Origin of the sequence: Bacteroides sp. AM07-18 (assembly GCF_003602695.1) — a bacterium.
Lineage (GTDB): Bacteria > Bacteroidota > Bacteroidia > Bacteroidales > Bacteroidaceae > Bacteroides > Bacteroides uniformis.
In genome coordinates this window covers 41899-58638 of record NZ_QTLM01000020.1, presented here as the reverse complement: position 1 = coordinate 58638, position 16740 = coordinate 41899, and the positions used below count along the sequence as shown (strand labels likewise).

Sequence of the window (16740 nt, the reverse complement as noted above, 5' to 3'; positions counted from 1 at the left end):
GCGCTACAGATAGCAGAGATTAACACTGATTTTGCAACAATTCCCCGATTGTCTTTCCCAATACCGGATGCACCACGCCTGAAGCAATCTCCGCCAACGGCTCCATCACGAAACGGCGTTCCTGCATCAGCGGATGAGGAAGTTTCAGTTCGGGAGTATCCAGCAAAACGGGAGTACCGTCATCGGCAAAACAGAGCAACAGGTCGATGTCTATCACACGGTCGCTATACACTGCATTGACAGACTTATGCGTACGCCCCATCTCCCGCTCGATTTCCTGCGTCGTTTGCAACACCTCCAAAGGCGCCAAAGCAGTGTCTACGCAGAGTGCGGCATTCAGAAAAGTATTATCGGAAGAAAAGCCCCACGGAGCAGTAGCATAAAAAGCAGATAGGGAAATCACTTCACCTATCTGCTTTCTTATCTTTTGGACGGCCATGCGGAGGTTCTGCTCCTTATCGCCGAGATTGGTACCAAGACTGAAATAAACAACCATAATTACCGGTCTGTAATCAGCATCGCATCTCCATACGTACCAAAGCGGTACTCTTCCTTCAATGCCACATTGTATGCCTCCATCACCTGCTCGTAACCGCCGAAAGCGGCAACAATCATCAGCAGGGTACTGAGCGGCATGTGGAAGTTGGATATCATGGCATTGGCCACGGTAAAGTCGTACGGCGGGAAGATGAACTTGTTGGTCCAACCCTCGTATTCCTTCAAATGTCCGTCGGTGCTGACGGTGCTCTCGATGGCACGCATCACGGTGGTACCTACGGCACAGACTTGGCGGTTCAGGTCTTTGGCATGGTTCACAATCCGCACGGCTTCCTCGTTCACAATCATCTGCTCGGAGTCTGTCTTGTGCTTGGTGAGGTCTTCCACATCAATGTCGCGGAAGTTACCCAAGCCGGCATGCAGGGTGATGTAGGCAAAGTCAATACCCTTGATTTCCATACGCTTCATCAGCTCGCGGCTGAAGTGCAGGCTGGCGGTAGGCGCTGTAACAGCTCCTTCGTTGCGTGCAAAAATAGACTGGAAACGTTCGGCATCGTCCGGCTCTACGGGACGGTTGATGATGCTGTGGGGCAGCGGCGTTTCGCCCAGCGCATAGAGCGCCTTCTTGAACTCATCGTGCGGACCGTCGTAAAGGAAACGAAGCGTACGCCCACGCGAAGTGGTGTTGTCGATAACCTCAGCCACCATAGAGTCGTCGTCACCGAAGTAGAGCTTATTGCCGATACGTATTTTACGGGCAGGATCCACCAGTACATCCCACAACCGGAGTTCTTCGTTCAACTCACGCAACAAGAACACTTCAATACGCGCACCGGTCTTTTCCTTGTTACCGTACAAGCGGGCAGGGAAAACCTTGGTGTCGTTGAAGATAAACACATCTTTGTCATCAAAATAGTCCAGAACATCCTTGAACATCTTGTGCTCAATCTCACCCGTCTTACGGTGCAACACCAACAGACGTGACTCGTCTCTGTACTTCGTGGGGTGCAAAGCTATCTTCTCTTCGGGAAGCTTGAATTTGAATTGCGACAGTTTCATAATTAGTTATGAGTTATAAGTTATTTATTATTTATATCAGTCTGTTTTAGTCATAAGAGGGTATGAGTTATCCGGCAGTATGCTACACTTCATAGCAAATAACTTATAACTCATAACTTATAACTAAATATCTATCTCCTGCGCCTCTATCCACTCTTTGAAATCGAGGGGATTGAGGCAGTCTGCCAGCCGGACGTCGCCTACACGGGTACGCTCCAGGGCGGTGAGGTGGGCGCCGCTCTGCAGGGCTTCGCCGATGTCACGTGCCAGGGCGCGGATATAAGTTCCTTTGCTGCATACTACGCGTACCTTTATCCACGGTTCGGCAATACCCAGCCCGTCGTCCAGCAGCTCTATCTCGTCGATGACGAGCAACTTGGGTTTCAGCTCTACCTCCTCTCCCTTGCGGGCAAGGTCGTAGGCACGTTTCCCGTTCACCATACATGCCGAGAAGGCGGGAGGCACTTGCTGTATCTCGCCGATGAACTTCTTCAGCGTCTCATCCACCAGTCCGCGGGTGATGTGCTCCGTGGGATAGGTGGCATCTATCTCATGTTCCAGGTCGTAAGAGGGAGTGGTGGCGCCCAACCGGATGGTGGCGACGTACTCCTTCGTGTGATACTGGAATTCCTCAATCCGTTTCGTGGCCTTGCCCGTACAGACTATCATCACCCCCGTAGCAAGCGGGTCGAGGGTACCGGCATGGCCTACTTTCAACTTCTTCTCCTTTATCCGCCGGCAGATGTGGTAACGCGCATGTCCCACAACCTTGAACGATGTCCATCCCAGCGGTTTATTGAAATAGAGGACTTCTCCTTCTTTAAAATTCATTGGCCTCTCCCCTAACCCCTCCCCGGTAGGGAGGGGGATAAAATGGTACAACTTAATATTTTTCTCTTATTGATTTCCGGAGTAATCAGTCTTTCCCCCCACACAAGGAGGGGACTTTAGCTTAATATGAGCGTTATGACACCGGCTATCGCGCAATAGATGGCAAAATAAATCAGCTTGCCCTTCTTCACAATATTTATCATCCACTTGCAGGCCAGGCAGCCCGAAACAAAAGCAGCCAGGAAACCTACCACCAGCGAAAGTGTCGGAATATCCCCTGCAACCGCCTCACCTTTCATCATCTTCATTCCATCCAGCAGTGCCTCGCCCAGGATGGGAGGCATCACCATCAGGAAAGAGAACTGTGCCAGCTTCGCCTTGTTGTCGCCCAGCAACAGACCGGTTGCAATGGTACTGCCCGAACGGGAAAGCCCCGGAAGCACCGCGCATGCTTGTGCAAGACCGATGATAAAGGCATCCTTCATGCTGATGTTCTCCTTCTGCTTCGGCTTATAATAATAGGAGAAAGACAGCAGCAGAGCTGTCAGCAGCAGGCAGCAGCCCACAACGACCAGTCCCGAACCGAAAATGGCCTCTACTTCGTCCTTGAAAAATACCCCCACAATGCCGATAGGTATCATGGATACCAGTATATTGATGACGTAACGTGTCTCCTCGTTCATCTGCCACTTGAACAGTCCCTTGAAAATCCAGTCAATCTCTTTCCAGAGTATCACCAGCGTACTGAACACCGTAGCCACATGTACCACTATCGTAAAAGCAAGATTCTCCTCTCCCTCAATACCGAACAATGCCGAACCGATGGCGAGGTGTCCGCTACTGCTCACCGGCAGATATTCGGTCAGTCCTTGAATAAGCCCAAGGATAAGCGCTTCAAACCATTCCAATTTGTTTAAGTTTTTAAGTTCTTGAGTTGCCGGAGGGGCTGTCCGGAAGCTCTGTTACTACTTTCTTTCTGATTATTTTTCAGACGCAGATAACGCAGATGACACGGATTTCTAATATTCCAATCTGCGTCATCTGTGTAATCCGCGTCTGAAAGTTTACTCCTCTGCACGACAGCTTTTAGGCTTGCGCAGCACGGCATATATCATGAACACAAACCCCAGCAGGCAAACTACCGGAGCCACCTTGATGCGTCTCACACTAAAAATGTCCGGCTCAAAGGTCGTCGGGGTAGACACGGGGCCGGTCATCAGAAGAAAACCAATGATAACCACCGCCATTCCGATGCCAAGCAGGATAAAATTGGTCTTATCAAAAGCGAATTTCTCTTTACTCATCTATACATTTACTATTTTACTATTTACAATTTACTATTTGGAGGCTGCGATAACAGTGCTTTCTCTCTATGCACTTCAAGGCGTTAAATATAATACAGTGTGCTTGCCTTCATCCTCAGATATTTGTTGATGGAAAGCAAAGCGCACAGCCACGTAATAAGTACACCGAACACCAGCACGGCACCCGACACCAGCACCATCACCTCGGGCGTAATCACCTTGACCAACTCCGGTTCGTAGGACACCAGCCAATAGGCGGCTCCCCACAGAATGCTGTCGGCTATGAAAGCGGCCAGCACACCTATCCAGAAATTGCGCCGCAGAAACGGACGACGGATGAATGCCCAGCTTGCTCCCACCAGCTTCATGGTGTGGATAAGGAAACGCTTGGAATATATAGCCAGACGGATGGTGTTGTTTATCAGCGCAAAGGAGATAAACGTCAGTATCACAGCCAGCCCCAGCAGCATCAAGCTGATATTCCTTATATTATCGTTCACGGCATCTATCAAGTCTTTCTGGTAGAGCACTTCCTGGATATTGGTATTCTTTTTAATCAGTTTCTCTATTTTGGCGATGCTGTCCGAATTGGCATAGTCGGAATGCAGCTTGATTTCGATGGAGGCAGTGAAAGGATTGTAGCCGAGGAACTCTTGCGGGTCCGTACCCATCGCCTCAGTCTGCTCGCGGAGTGCCTGCTTCTTGGAAATGTATTCCGTCTGCTTCACAAAAGCCTCCTTGTCCAGCCTCTTCTGAAGCTTCAGGATGTCGCTCTCCTTCATGTCGTCACTGACAAGCACGGAGAAACTGATGTTCTCCTTGACGTACACGGAAAGATTATGAGCCGCGAGCACAAAGAATACAACCAGCCCCAACAGCAGTAACACCAGCGTCGTACTGATGCTGGACGTAATGAACTGCATGTCAAAATAGGATACCGAGTTATTCTTTGCTTTCATTATACCAATTATAAGTTACGAGTTACAAGCTACAAGTTATGTAAATCAGTCGCTATTAATCATTAATCCCTAATCCCTTTTCTCACCCTTTCTTCCTGAACACGTAAATCATGGAACTGCTGCGTTCCTTCTTCACCAACGCGCTGAACCAGGCCAGTGTACCGGTCACCATTCCCCGCAGGAAAGTACACGAGTGCCTCATGTGCTTTTCTGTCAGCATGGAGACGTAGAAGGCATCGAACGGCATGGGATGCCGCTCTGCCATGATGAAACCATGCTTGGAACCGAATTGCTGGATGGTGCCCGGTGTGAAGTGCCACAAATGGCGGGGCACATCGTAGGCAGCCCAGTAAGCCCCGTATTTCTTTGCGTCGAAAGAGGAGCAGTTGGGCACAGCTACAATCAGCACCCCCTTTTCAGTCAGCAGGGAGTGCAGGGTTTCCCACGTTTCGTTGAGGGGTTCCAGATGTTCCATGACATGCCATAGGGTGATGACGTCGAAACTGCCCGGTGCAAAATCTTTCAATGCCGTATGGGGTTTCACATCCAGATTGAAGTGTTTTTTGGCAAAGGCACGCGCCTGCGCACTCTTTTCCACAGCTTCCACCTGCCAGCCGCGACGCTGCATGGCATCGGCAAAGTAACCGGTCCCCGTACCCAAATCCAGCAGGCGGCCCTCCTTGCGGTGTGCTTCACGGAACACAAGGCGTGCCTTGCGTCCCAGCATATAGTTGCGCACCCAATGGTACACGGAGTTCATCGCCCCCTTGCGGGTATCGGTATGTGAAATGTAATCAGGAGTTTCGTAGTAACGACCGATTTCAGCCTCCACGGGAAAGTCTTGTGTGAAAAGGAAACCGCAATCCCGGCAGCGGCACAAGTGGAACATTTCGCCCGAGGCATAATGGTCTACACATGTCAGGGCGCGCTCCAAATGCGTTCCACCACATAACGGACAAGCTTTTATAGTGAGTTTATTCATCGAACGTTCTGCCAATAAGGAAGTGCAGCCCGAATGAAACAGACCACACCATACCTAAATTTGGTGCAAAATAACAAATAAAAAGTGATTTATAGGGTTTCCATTAAGGAGATTTAAGAAAACAAACGCTTGCTCCGGCCAGCCGGCGGAACGAATGACCAACTGTTCGATATTAAGCGGACAACTGTCCGATAATGAACAGTTTTCGAAAGCATCTATTCATTGATTATCAACAACTTAAATCTTTGGCATGGGAATTGACTATAATTAGGCGAAGGCGTTTGAGAAAAAGATTAGTTGGAATGCAACTTTTTAATCGAGAACAACGTCTAAAAGAAACAGAGTAAGTAACAACAATTAAAAATAAAGATTATGAAAACTACAAATTTATTCAAGGCAGTCGCATTCGTAGCAATGACTATCGTAAGCGTTATGAATACAGAAGTGAAAGCTCAGGAAAACAACTTCATCACCAATGAAGAAGTGAAAAACGAATTAGTAGTTGCCAAGACCATCTTTAAGCAAGACGGTGCACAACTTTACCGGCACATCCGTTATGAATACTCTTATGACGACCAGAAACGCTTGACCTGCAAGGAAGCCTCCAAGTGGGACGGTGCAAAAGACGAATGGACACCTTACTTTAAGATGACATACCAATATGGCAATGATGAAATCACCATGTCCTACGCACGTTGGAACGAGTCTCACAAGGCTTATGACAAAGACATGAAGAAAAGTGTGTATGAATTGAACGATGAAAACATGCCGGTAGCTTACAAACTCTACAATCAGGACGCGCCAAAGTCCGAATTGACCCTGGTAAGCTACAACAAGACCGACTACGTAGCGAATATTCTGGCCATGGCAGAATAAAATTTAAAGTTTATAATATGAAAAGCACGAGCCTCACGGCTCGTGCTTTTATTCTATATACCGGTGTCATCATACTGATGTCATCGAGACTTTTCTATCCCGTCAGCCGGCTACCTCTTCTCCTTTCAGCGTAGCCGAACTGGATTCGGTAACCTTCACCATCACAAAATCGCCCACACGGTGCGTGCCACGGTCAAACACCACCACACGGTTTTGTTCCGTACGGCCGAACAACTGGTCACGACTACGTTTGGAAACACCTTCCACCAGCACCTCGTACGTCTTGCCCACGCAACGGGCATTCGCCTCGGCAGAGAGACGGTTTTGTAAGGCGATGATTTCATTCAGACGGCGAATCTTCACCTCCTCGGGCACATCGTCCGGCAGGTACTTGGAAGCATGCGTACCGGGGCGTTCGCTGTACTTGAACATAAAGGCGGAATCGTATCCGCACTCCTCCATCAGCGAGAGGGAAAGCTGGTGGTCCTCCTCCGTCTCACTATGGAAACCGGAGAATATATCCGTAGATAAGCCACAATCGGGGATGATGCGGCGGATGGCTGCCACGCGGTCCATATACCACTCGCGGTCGTACTTGCGGTTCATCAGCTTCAGGATGCGGCTGCTCCCACTCTGTACCGGCAGGTGGATGTGCTTACATACGTTGGGCATGTCGGCAATGACCTGGAGAGTTTCGTCGCTCATGTCTTTAGGGTGCGAGGTAGTGAAACGGATACGTACGCCCGGCGCTGCCTCTGCCACGGTGCGCAGCAGCATTGGAAAAGTAATCGTCTCTCCGTCCGGCTTCTCGAAGCGATAAGAATTGACGTTCTGTCCCAGCAGGGTGACTTCCTTATAACCCTTTGCCACGAGGTCGGCCACTTCATTGAGGATGCTTTCCACATCACGGCTACGCTCACGGCCACGGGTGTAGGGAACGATGCAGTAAGTACAGAAATTATTGCACCCACGCATGATGGAGACGAAGCCGGAGATGTGGTTTCCGCAGATACGCGAGGGGATGACATCCCGATAGGTCTCTGTGGTGGAGAGCTCCACGTTCATTGCTTTCTCACCGGCCTCTACCGAGGCAATCAGTTCGGGCAGAGTAAGGTAGGCATCCGGCCCCACCACCAGGTCCACATGATGGTTGGTGATTAAGTCGTCCTTCACACGCTCTGCCATACAGCCCAGCACACCCACTATCAGGCCGCGTTTCTTCTTCTTGAGCGAGTGGAAGAACTCCAGACGGTTCAGAATCTTCTGCTCCGCATTGTCGCGGATGGAGCAGGTGTTCATAAACACTGCATCGGCTTCCTCCAGGGTGTCGGCCACCGAATATCCCGCCATCTGCATGACGGATGCAATCACTTCACTGTCGGCCACATTCATCTGGCAGCCGTAAGTCTCGATAAACAACTTCTTGTTGTCATCAGCAGTTGCAGATTTAAAGTCTGCTCCCGTTACTTTTTCCATAATCAGTTCGTTTAAAATCAGTTTATATCATAGTTGGTATCTGTCATCCGGAGCGCAAAGATACTTCTTCCCTCCCAATAAACGGATGAAATGAAAGAAAAATGCCATTACAAGTTGTCAATCTGCGCCTTATCAGCTAATTTATGTTAAGAGAACAAACATTTTCCGAGTGTTAATTTGGCATAGAGCAAATTAATTCACAAATTTGTGGAATGAAAGAAACATTAGATTTTTTCATAGTTAAGGTTTAGGTTAAAAAAATTAAGGGGAGCTGTGAAGCTGCCCTTTTTTATTACCAATTCCTTGGCTGTAATCAGATTAAATAATTAACTTTGCCCAAAAGCAAAGATAAGAGATAATTGCACTATCTTTGGGTGGAAAATCAAAAAGAATATGGAAGATGTCTTCAAGTTTCTGTTAGTTGCGGCTGTCATAGTAATCGGACTCGTCAAGCAGTTTAAGAAAGAAGCAAATAAAAATGCTGACAAGAGTCCCGACATACCTATGCCCGACGTTGACAACCCACTGCCCGAATACTGGGGCGGAGATACTTACGGAGGCTTTATTCCCGAAGGCCCCAAGCCGGCAGAAAAGCCCAAGCCGGTATCCAAACCGTCTGCCAAATCCAAGCACACTTCCATAAAGGCTTCCCCTCCCTCCCCGGCATCCCGTCCGCAGGAATCCGATGAAGTAACGTCCGAATACGGCATCCACTCGGCAGAAGAAGCGAGGAAAGCCATCATCTGGTCAGAAATACTTCAACGGAAATATTAAAGACAGTCGATAATTGCAGAACCAATTACGAGCCCCTTCAGAATCTTTACACGAAAAAATAACTATTTATATTATGGCACTCAATTACATTTCGGCAGCAGAAGCTGCGAGCCTGATTAAACATGGCTACAACATCGGCTTGAGCGGATTTACTCCCGCAGGAACAGCCAAAGCCGTTACGGCTGAATTAGCAAAAATCGCGGAAGCAGAACATGCAAAAGGAAACCCGTTCCAGATAGGTATCTTCACCGGTGCTTCTACCGGAGATTCCTGCGACGGTATCCTTTCACGCGCCAAAGCTATCCGCTACCGTGCTCCTTACACCACCAACGCCGATTTCCGCAAAGCCGTGAACAATGGCGAAATAGCCTACAACGACATCCATCTCTCACAGATGGCGCAGGAAGTACGCTATGGTTTCATGGGAAAAGTGAATGTTGCTATCATCGAGGCATGTGAAGTTACTCCCGACGGTAAAATCTACCTGACGGCTGCCGGCGGTATCGCTCCGACTGTCTGCCGCCTGGCCGACCAGATTATCGTGGAACTGAATGCCGCCCACAGCAAGAGTGCCATGGGTCTGCACGACGTCTACGAACCCCTCGACCCTCCTTGCCGCCGCGAAATCCCCATCTACAAACCGAGTGACCGTATCGGCCTGCCCTACATCCAGGTAGACCCGAAAAAGATTGTCGGCGTAGTGGAGACTAACTGGCCGGACGAGGCACGTTCGTTTGCCGCCGCCGACCCGCTGACCGACAAAATCGGACAGAACGTGGCCGACTTCCTTGCCGCCGACATGAAACGCGGAATCATTCCGCCTACCTTCCTGCCGCTGCAATCTGGTGTGGGCAACATTGCCAATGCCGTACTGGGTGCTTTGGGACGTGACAAGACCATCCCGCCGTTTGAAATGTACACAGAAGTTATCCAGAACTCCGTTATCGGACTTATCCGCGAAGGCCGCGTGAAATTCGGAAGCGCCTGCTCACTGACCGTAACGAACGACTGCCTGGAAGGCATCTACCAGGATATGGACTTCTTCCGCGACAAGCTGGTGCTCCGTCCGTCGGAAATCTCCAACAGCCCGGAAGTGGTGCGCCGACTCGGTGTTATCTCCATCAACACCGCCATCGAAGCCGACATCTACGGCAACGTGAACTCCACGCACATCGGCGGTACGAAGATGATGAACGGTATCGGTGGAAGCGGTGACTTCACCCGCAATGCCTATATCTCCATCTTCACCTGTCCGTCCGTTGCCAAGGAAGGTAAAATCTCGGCTATCGTGCCGATGGTTTCGCACATGGACCACACGGAGCATGACGTCAACATCATCATCACCGAACAAGGTGTGGCCGACCTCCGCGGCAAGAGTCCGAAAGAACGTGCACAAGCCATCATCGAAAACTGTGTTCATCCGGACTACAAGAACATTCTGTGGGATTACCTGAAACTGACCGACGGCAAGTCACAGACTCCCCATGCCCTGCGCGCCGCACTGGCTATGCACGCTGAGCTGGCCAAAAGTGGAGACATGAAGAATGTAGACTGGGCACAGTATAAATAAACTGCTCCCTAAAAAGGCGGAGAAAAACCGCCCGAAAGATATACCGCGTTGCATGTATATTTCCGGTTTGCTGGATCTATATATGCAACGCGTTGCATATATAGATGGAACACGCTGCATCTATAGTTCCAACAACAAGCTATTTCAGTACCTACTACATCCCTGCATCAATTCCTGGCAAAACCTCCTTCTTACCGGTAAACTCACTATCTTTTGCTTCAGTTTCCTTTTCAGTTTCTTCAATCGATCTCTCACCGAGCCAACACTTATCGTTCGCATTGAGTGAAAAACTGCAATAATTTGTCTAGAGAAATACTTGCCTCCATTTAATCCCTCCTATTCATTGAAAGCGGGCTGCCCCGGAATCACTTCCCAGACAGCCCTTCCTTCACATTTAAAATGAAGATGCAGAGAGAGTAGTATGATGACACTCTATTCCTGACCTCCCCCTAACGCCTTGTAGAGGTTAATCAGGCTTTGTATTTCAGAAAATCGATTTGCCGTCTGTGCCAGTTGTGCGTTGAGCAATGTCTGCCGGGCGGTAAGCACCTCCAGATAGGTGGTGTTGCCATGCTCCATCAGCAGGGAAGTGCTGCGGGCAGCTGTCTGCAAGGAAGCTACCTGCTTGTCCAGCAGTTCGCTTTTGGAACGGCTTGTCTGCCAGGCAGTCAAGGCGTCGTTTACCTCGCTGCCTGCATTCAGCAATGTCTGCTGGAAGGCAAGGGAAGCCTCCTCCTGTTGGGCACGGGCTATGCGGTACTGCGCAATGACCTGCCCGCGGGCAAAGAGCGGCTGCGTCAGCGAACCTACCGCCGAAGCCACGAACTTGCCGGGATTCACAATCATCGAACCGGCGGAGTTGGTCCAGCCCGCACTTCCGCCCAACGTGATGGAAGGATAGAAAGCGGAACGCGCCGCATTGGTTCCGTAGAACGCCGCTTCCAGTGTCCGCTCGGCCGAACGGACATCGGGACGGCAGGAAAGCATCCGGACAGGAATCCCTATGGAAAAGTCTGCGGGGAACTGCTGCTCGGCCAGCACACCGCGTTCATAACGGCGGGGTGTCTCTGCCAGCAACAAAGCAAGGCTGTTCTCCACTTGGTTTATCTGCTCTTCCAAATCGAGCACGGAAGCCTGCACCTGATAGTAGGCAGCCTCCATCTGCGAAACTGCCGACTCATCAGCCATGCCCGCATTCATCAGCGCACGGGTAGAAGCAACGGTTTCCTTCCAAGTCTCTTCCGTCTGCCTGGAGATGGCAAGTTGTTCGTCCAGCATCAACAGGGTATAGTAGGTATTGGCTATCCCGGCAATGAGCTGGGTGCGCACCGCTTGGCGATAGTCCCGGCTCTGCGCATAGAGCGCCTTCGACTGTTTCTTGGCATTGCGCATACGGCCGAAAATATCCAGTTCCCAACTGGCAGTGACGGGCAGCGAATAGGTCTGCGTAGCCTTGTGGCTGTCAAAGCTGCTCACCGTGCCCTGCGGTGCAAGAGCAAAGGAGGGCAGGAAAGCAAGCTTTGCGGACAGCAAGGTGGCTTCGGCTTCCTCCACGCGGAGTTGTGCCGACTGGTAGTCGGTATTGTTCTGTAACCCCTGCCCGATAAGCGCCTGCAAGTGGGGGTCAGTGAAAAGCTCGCGCCAGTCCATTCCGCCCAAGCCACGGTTCAGGCTGTCTTCGGTAGCCACCGGAGAACCGTCGGTGCTCTCCGTAAAAGCGGCCGTTTCTTCCCCGTAGAGGCCGTCGGGAACCTCGGTAGCGGGTTTGTATTTGGTGTACACGCCGCAACTGCTGAACAGCAAACCGGCGGCGGACAATAGGATGATATGTTTCTTCATTTTTTCCAATCTGTTTTTATATTCCGTTTCCTCTGCATAAACTCAATTCTTCGCCCGTTCGGCCTCACTTTTCTGCTTTTCGAGCAATACCTGCACATCGGCTTCCTCCTCCATCGGCGGACGGATTTTCTCCTGCAGATACTCGAAAATGATGTAGAACACCGGAACGACGAAAAGCAATGCCAATGTTCCTACAAGCATACCGCCTACTACACCCGTACCCAGCGAAGAGTTGCCGTTGGCGCCCGCACCGCTGGAGAACATCAATGGAAGCATACCGAATATCATCGTCAGTACCGTCATCAGGATAGGACGCAGGCGGACCTGGGCAGCCGAGTAAGCCGATTCCACAATGCCCATTCCCTTGCGGCGGCGCTCGATGGCATACTCCGTAATCAGAATGGCTGTCTTGGCAAGCAGACCAATCAACATAATCACACCCGTCTGCAGATAGATGTTGTTTTCCAATCCCAGTACTTTGGCAAAGAGGAACGAACCCATCAGCCCGAACGGTACGGAGAAGATGACCGCAAACGGCACCAGGAAGCTCTCGTAGAGACATGCCAGAATGAGATAGATGAGGAAGATACACACGGCATAGATAAAGACCGTCTGCGCACCACCGGTGCTGGCTTCCTCGCGTGCCATGCCACCGTACTCGTAACCGTAGCCCAACGGCAATGTCTGTTCCGCCACTTCCTCAATCACTTTCTGCACTTCGCCGGAGGAATATCCTTCTGCCGGATTCACGTTGGCAGAGATGGCACTATACAGATTGAAGCGGTTGGCCGTCTCCGGACCAAGCACCCGGTTCAATGTCACAAACTGACTGACCGGAGCCATCTCCGCACCGTTGCGTACAAACATATTGCTCAACGCCTGCTCGTCCAGACGATATTCGGGCGATGCCTGCATCATGACGCGGTACACCTTACCGAACTGGTTGTAGTTGGAGATATAAGCTCCACCGCAATAACTGCCCAACGCATCGAGCACCGCACTCGGCGAGATGCCTGCACGCTTGCACTTGGCCGCATCCACATCTACCGATACCTGCGGGAAGTTCATGGCATAAGAGGTATACGCCATCGCCACTTCGGGCCGCTGGTTCAAGGCACCCAAGAACTGCATCACCGACTCGTAGAACACCGTTCTGTCACCGCCCGTCCTGTCCTGCAGGTTCAGCTCAAGGGAGTTACCCATACCGTAGCCCGGAATCATACCCGGCTGGAAGCTGAATATCTGTGCCTCCTTCACACCGTAGAACTGGGCATTGAGGCGTGCCACCACAGCATCGGACGTGTGTTCGCTTCCCTTTCGCTCACTCCAGTCCTTCAGACGGATGATGATGGTACCGTAGGAAGTTCCCTGGCCGGACATCAGCCCGTAGCCTGCCACCTTAGAATAGTGCTCTATCTCAGGGGTATGTTTCAAAATGTCCTCCAGCTTGTCCATCACCTTCGTGGTTTCTTCCAGTGTGCTGCCCGGCGAGGTGCTGACGTTCACCATGATGACACCCTGGTCCTCCTGCGGCACAAGCCCCGTCTTGGTGGTACTCATCAGGTAGACCAGCAGCACGATGGCGGCTACCAATGAAGTCCATACCATCCAACGGTGGCGGATGAAGAACATGACACCTTTCTTATACTTGCCCAGCACGGCGTTGAACGAAGCATTGTATGCCGCACGTACCCGTCCGTTGATGCTCTTCGCACTCTTCGTACCGTCCGACGGGCGCATCATGATGGCGCACAAGGCGGGGCAAAGCGTCAATGCCGAAATCATGGAGATGCCCACTGCCGTTGCCATCGTAATGCCGAACTGCGTATAGAACACACCCGAAGTACCGCCCATAAACGTCACGGGGATAAACACCGCCATGAACACGCAGGTACAAGAGATGATAGCCATCGTCACATCGCCCATCGCATCCTTCGTGGCAAGGTAGGGAGACTTATATCCGGCGTCGAACTTAGACTGCACAGCCTCCACCACCACGATGGCATCGTCCACCACCGTACCGATGGCAAGCACCAGCGCAAACAGCGTCAGGATGTTGAGACTGAACCCCGCAGCCACCAGGCAGGCAAACGTACCGACCAGCGACACGATGATGGAGATGGACGGTATAAGCGTACTCTTGAGGTCCTGCAAGAAGAAGTACACTACCAGAATCACCAGGATAATGGCAATGACCAGCGTCTCCACCACATTGTGTATGGAAGCGAAGAGGAAGTCGTTGGAGCTCATCATCGTCACAAACTCCGTCCCTTCGGGCAAGCTCTTCCTCATCTCGTCTATCTGTGCGGTAATCTGCTTGTTGACGGCGGTTGCGTTGGAGCCTGCCGTCTGGAACATCATGAAAAGTACAGCCGGCTTGCTGTCCATCTCACTGCGGAAACTGTAAGTCAGCGTGCCCAACGCCACATCCGCCACGTCCTTCAGACGGAGCACGGAACCGTCGCTCTGCGAACGGACCACCGTGTTCTGGAATTCCTCCACACTCTTCAGGCGTCCGCGATATTTCATCGTAAACTGGAATACGTTCTTTGAATTTTCGCCCAGCGAACCGGTGGGCGCTTCGATGTTCTGCTCGCCCAATACGGCAGTCACATCCGAGGGAACCAGTCCATACTGCGCCATCCGTTCCGGTTTCAGCCAGATACGCATACTGTAAGTATCGCCCAGCTCCATTACATCACCCACACCCTCGATACGCTTGATTTGCGGAATCACGTTGATGTCGAGGTAATTGGCAAGGAAGGTCTGGTCGTAGCGTCCGTCGGTGCTTACCAAAGCACCGATTTGCAGGAAGCTGGTCTGTCGCTTCTGGGTAGTCACACCGATTTTCGTTACTTCGGCAGGCAGCAGTCCCTGCGCTTTGGATACGCGGTTCTGTACGTTCACCGCAGCCATGTCGGGGTCCGTGCCCTGCTTGAAGTAGACCTGTATGGTGGCAGAACCGGCATTGGTGGCGGTAGAGCTGATGTACATCATGTTCTCCACACCGTTGATACTCTCTTCCAACGGCATGATGACACTGTTCAGTACGGCTTCGGCATCGGCACCGGTGTAGTTGGCGCTGACGTACACCGTGGGAGGTGCAATATCAGGATACTGTTCCACCGGCAGCGTAAAGAGCGAGATAAGCCCTATCACCAGAATCAGTACGGAGATGGAGATAGCCATCACCGGCCGCTTTATAAATATATTTCCTTTCATCTTAATGGGTCATTGATAGTTGATAAATAGCAGTTCATCATTTCACTTGCGTCCCTTCGCGCAGCAGTCCGGCACCGGTGGATACAATCTCGTCGCCGACTTCCAGTCCGTCCAGCACTACGTATTCGCGTCCGTCATTTATTCCGGCCACGGTAATCAAGGCGGAAACGGCTTTGCCATCCACTACCTTATATACCACCGTCTTGTCCTGCAACTGCACGGTGGCCTCTTGCGGAATCACAATACAGTTCTTATAAGTGGTAGGCACCACCACCGTGCCCGACGCCCCACTGTGGAGCAGGCGCGATTCATTGGGAAATACCACACGTGCCACTACCGTACCCGTCTGACGGTCGATGACGCCACTGATGGACTCGATGGTTCCTTTCTTGTCATAGACGGAATTGTCGTTCAATCTCAGTTCCGCTTGAGGCATGTTCTTCAATGCCTCGTCCATGCTTCCGTATTGGCGGGTCAGGGCAAGCAACTGGTTTTCGGTCATGGAAAAGTAAACGTACATGTCGCTGTTGTCACTGACCGTTGTCAACGGCTGCGGCAGACTGGCGCTTACCAATGCGCCCACACGGTAGGGCAGTGCTCCCACCACTCCGTCGCTGGGACTTTTCACTTCCGTATAAGAAAGGTTGTTGCGCGCGCTTATCTCCTGGGCTTCGGCCTGCGAGAGCTGTGCCTTGGCGGTAAGGTAGGCGTTCTCGGCAGTCTTCAGACTGAATTCCGAAACCACTTTCTGCGCATACAGTTCCTTGTTGCTGTTGTAAGTCAGTGCAGCAGTAGCCAGTGTAGCACGTGCAGCCTCCACATTGGCCACGGCCGTTTTGAGGGCAGCCTTGTAGGGCACTTGGTCGATAATGAAAAGCAACTGTCCGCGGCGCACCTTCTGCCCCTCGGTCACACACAGCTTCTCGATGGTGCCCGACACTTGCGGATAGATGTCGATGTCCTGCCGTCCGCGTATCGTTGCCGAGTACGAAGTGGAAAGCTCTTTGTCCGTCGCCTCCACTTTCATGGTAGCGTAAGAAGGTTTCATTCCGGAAGCATCCGTTGCCTGCTTGCAAGATGCCAAACACATTGTACAACCGACAATCCCTATCAGCCGTATCCATTTTCTGTTTAATGTAATCATACTTTTTCTCATTGTCTTTTTGTTAAAACCGATGGCAAAAGTAGGAGAAAGGAACAACGCCATAGTGACCAATTATGCTCCAAGTATGTCCCTTTTTCGCCATTCATCTCTTTTAAGTCTAATTAATTGTATATAAATGACATATAGAACAAGAAAGCCGCATAATGGAACATTCCATATTTCCCATTATTCGCCAACTTTGCAAA

14 protein-coding genes are annotated in these 16740 nt (G+C 51.1%); 3 read left to right on the top strand and 11 right to left on the bottom strand.

All coding sequences use genetic code 11. The features are described from left to right. Positions 1-19: 19 nt before the first annotated feature. From folK to DW096_RS17705, 7 genes are all read right to left on the bottom strand, one after another. Positions 20-496, bottom strand: coding sequence for a 2-amino-4-hydroxy-6-hydroxymethyldihydropteridine diphosphokinase (gene folK, locus DW096_RS17735; protein WP_005825297.1), 477 nt, complete (start codon positions 494-496; stop codon positions 20-22). A 2-nt stretch (positions 497-498) separates the two neighbouring features. Beyond that, on the bottom strand, positions 499-1557 hold the full coding sequence (queA, locus tag DW096_RS17730) for a tRNA preQ1(34) S-adenosylmethionine ribosyltransferase-isomerase QueA (RefSeq protein ID WP_005825296.1): 1059 nt from the start codon (positions 1555-1557) through the stop codon (positions 499-501). A gap of 123 nt (positions 1558-1680) precedes the next feature. Beyond that, a complete protein-coding gene (gene truB, locus DW096_RS17725; protein WP_057089642.1) occupies positions 1681-2388 on the bottom strand; it encodes a tRNA pseudouridine(55) synthase TruB in 708 nt (235 codons plus the stop codon). A 116-nt stretch (positions 2389-2504) separates the two neighbouring features. Then, the gene (locus DW096_RS17720) at positions 2505-3296 is read right to left on the bottom strand and encodes an undecaprenyl-diphosphate phosphatase (RefSeq protein WP_005825291.1); all 792 of its coding nucleotides are present in this window, start codon (positions 3294-3296) and stop codon (positions 2505-2507) included. Positions 3297-3452: 156 nt separating this feature from the next. After that, positions 3453-3692 (bottom strand): DUF3098 domain-containing protein, encoded by a 240-nt coding sequence (locus tag DW096_RS17715; protein ID WP_005833999.1) that lies wholly within the window; start codon positions 3690-3692, stop codon positions 3453-3455. A gap of 83 nt (positions 3693-3775) precedes the next feature. After that, positions 3776-4651 carry an ABC transporter permease gene (locus DW096_RS17710; protein ID WP_005825286.1) on the bottom strand — a complete coding sequence of 292 codons (876 nt, stop codon included), beginning with the start codon at positions 4649-4651 and terminating at the stop codon, positions 3776-3778. Between the two features lie 82 nt (positions 4652-4733). Continuing rightward, positions 4734-5633, bottom strand: a complete 900-nt coding sequence (locus DW096_RS17705) for a bifunctional 2-polyprenyl-6-hydroxyphenol methylase/3-demethylubiquinol 3-O-methyltransferase UbiG (protein ID WP_118931177.1) — start codon at positions 5631-5633, stop codon at positions 4734-4736. 372 nt (positions 5634-6005) lie between these two features. On the opposite strand from DW096_RS17705, the gene DW096_RS17700 reads away from it, so the two are divergent. Then, a complete protein-coding gene (locus DW096_RS17700) occupies positions 6006-6509 on the top strand; it encodes a DUF3836 domain-containing protein (protein ID WP_061412788.1) in 504 nt (167 codons plus the stop codon). 102 nt (positions 6510-6611) lie between these two features. Here DW096_RS17700 and miaB read toward each other — a convergent pair whose 3' ends face one another. Then, positions 6612-7985, bottom strand: a complete 1374-nt coding sequence (miaB, locus tag DW096_RS17695) for a tRNA (N6-isopentenyl adenosine(37)-C2)-methylthiotransferase MiaB (RefSeq protein WP_008662310.1) — start codon at positions 7983-7985, stop codon at positions 6612-6614. A gap of 393 nt (positions 7986-8378) precedes the next feature. Here miaB and DW096_RS17690 point away from each other — a divergent pair, with 393 nt between their 5' ends. After that, on the top strand, positions 8379-8759 hold the full coding sequence (locus DW096_RS17690) for a hypothetical protein (RefSeq protein WP_005825277.1): 381 nt from the start codon (positions 8379-8381) through the stop codon (positions 8757-8759). 73 nt (positions 8760-8832) lie between these two features. Further along, on the top strand, positions 8833-10329 hold the full coding sequence (locus DW096_RS17685) for an acetyl-CoA hydrolase/transferase family protein (RefSeq protein WP_009037535.1): 1497 nt from the start codon (positions 8833-8835) through the stop codon (positions 10327-10329). Between the two features lie 432 nt (positions 10330-10761). On the opposite strand, the gene DW096_RS17680 is transcribed toward DW096_RS17685, so the two are convergent. The 3 genes from DW096_RS17680 to DW096_RS17670 are packed head-to-tail and all read right to left on the bottom strand — an operon-like array spanning position 10762 to position 16534. Then, positions 10762-12168 carry an efflux transporter outer membrane subunit gene (locus tag DW096_RS17680; RefSeq protein ID WP_118931178.1) on the bottom strand — a complete coding sequence of 469 codons (1407 nt, stop codon included), beginning with the start codon at positions 12166-12168 and terminating at the stop codon, positions 10762-10764. Between the two features lie 42 nt (positions 12169-12210). Further along, positions 12211-15390 (bottom strand): efflux RND transporter permease subunit, encoded by a 3180-nt coding sequence (locus tag DW096_RS17675; RefSeq protein ID WP_057281500.1) that lies wholly within the window; start codon positions 15388-15390, stop codon positions 12211-12213. Between the two features lie 37 nt (positions 15391-15427). Further along, a complete protein-coding gene (locus DW096_RS17670) occupies positions 15428-16534 on the bottom strand; it encodes an efflux RND transporter periplasmic adaptor subunit (RefSeq protein WP_117866683.1) in 1107 nt (368 codons plus the stop codon). Between the last annotated feature and the right edge of the window lie 206 nt (positions 16535-16740).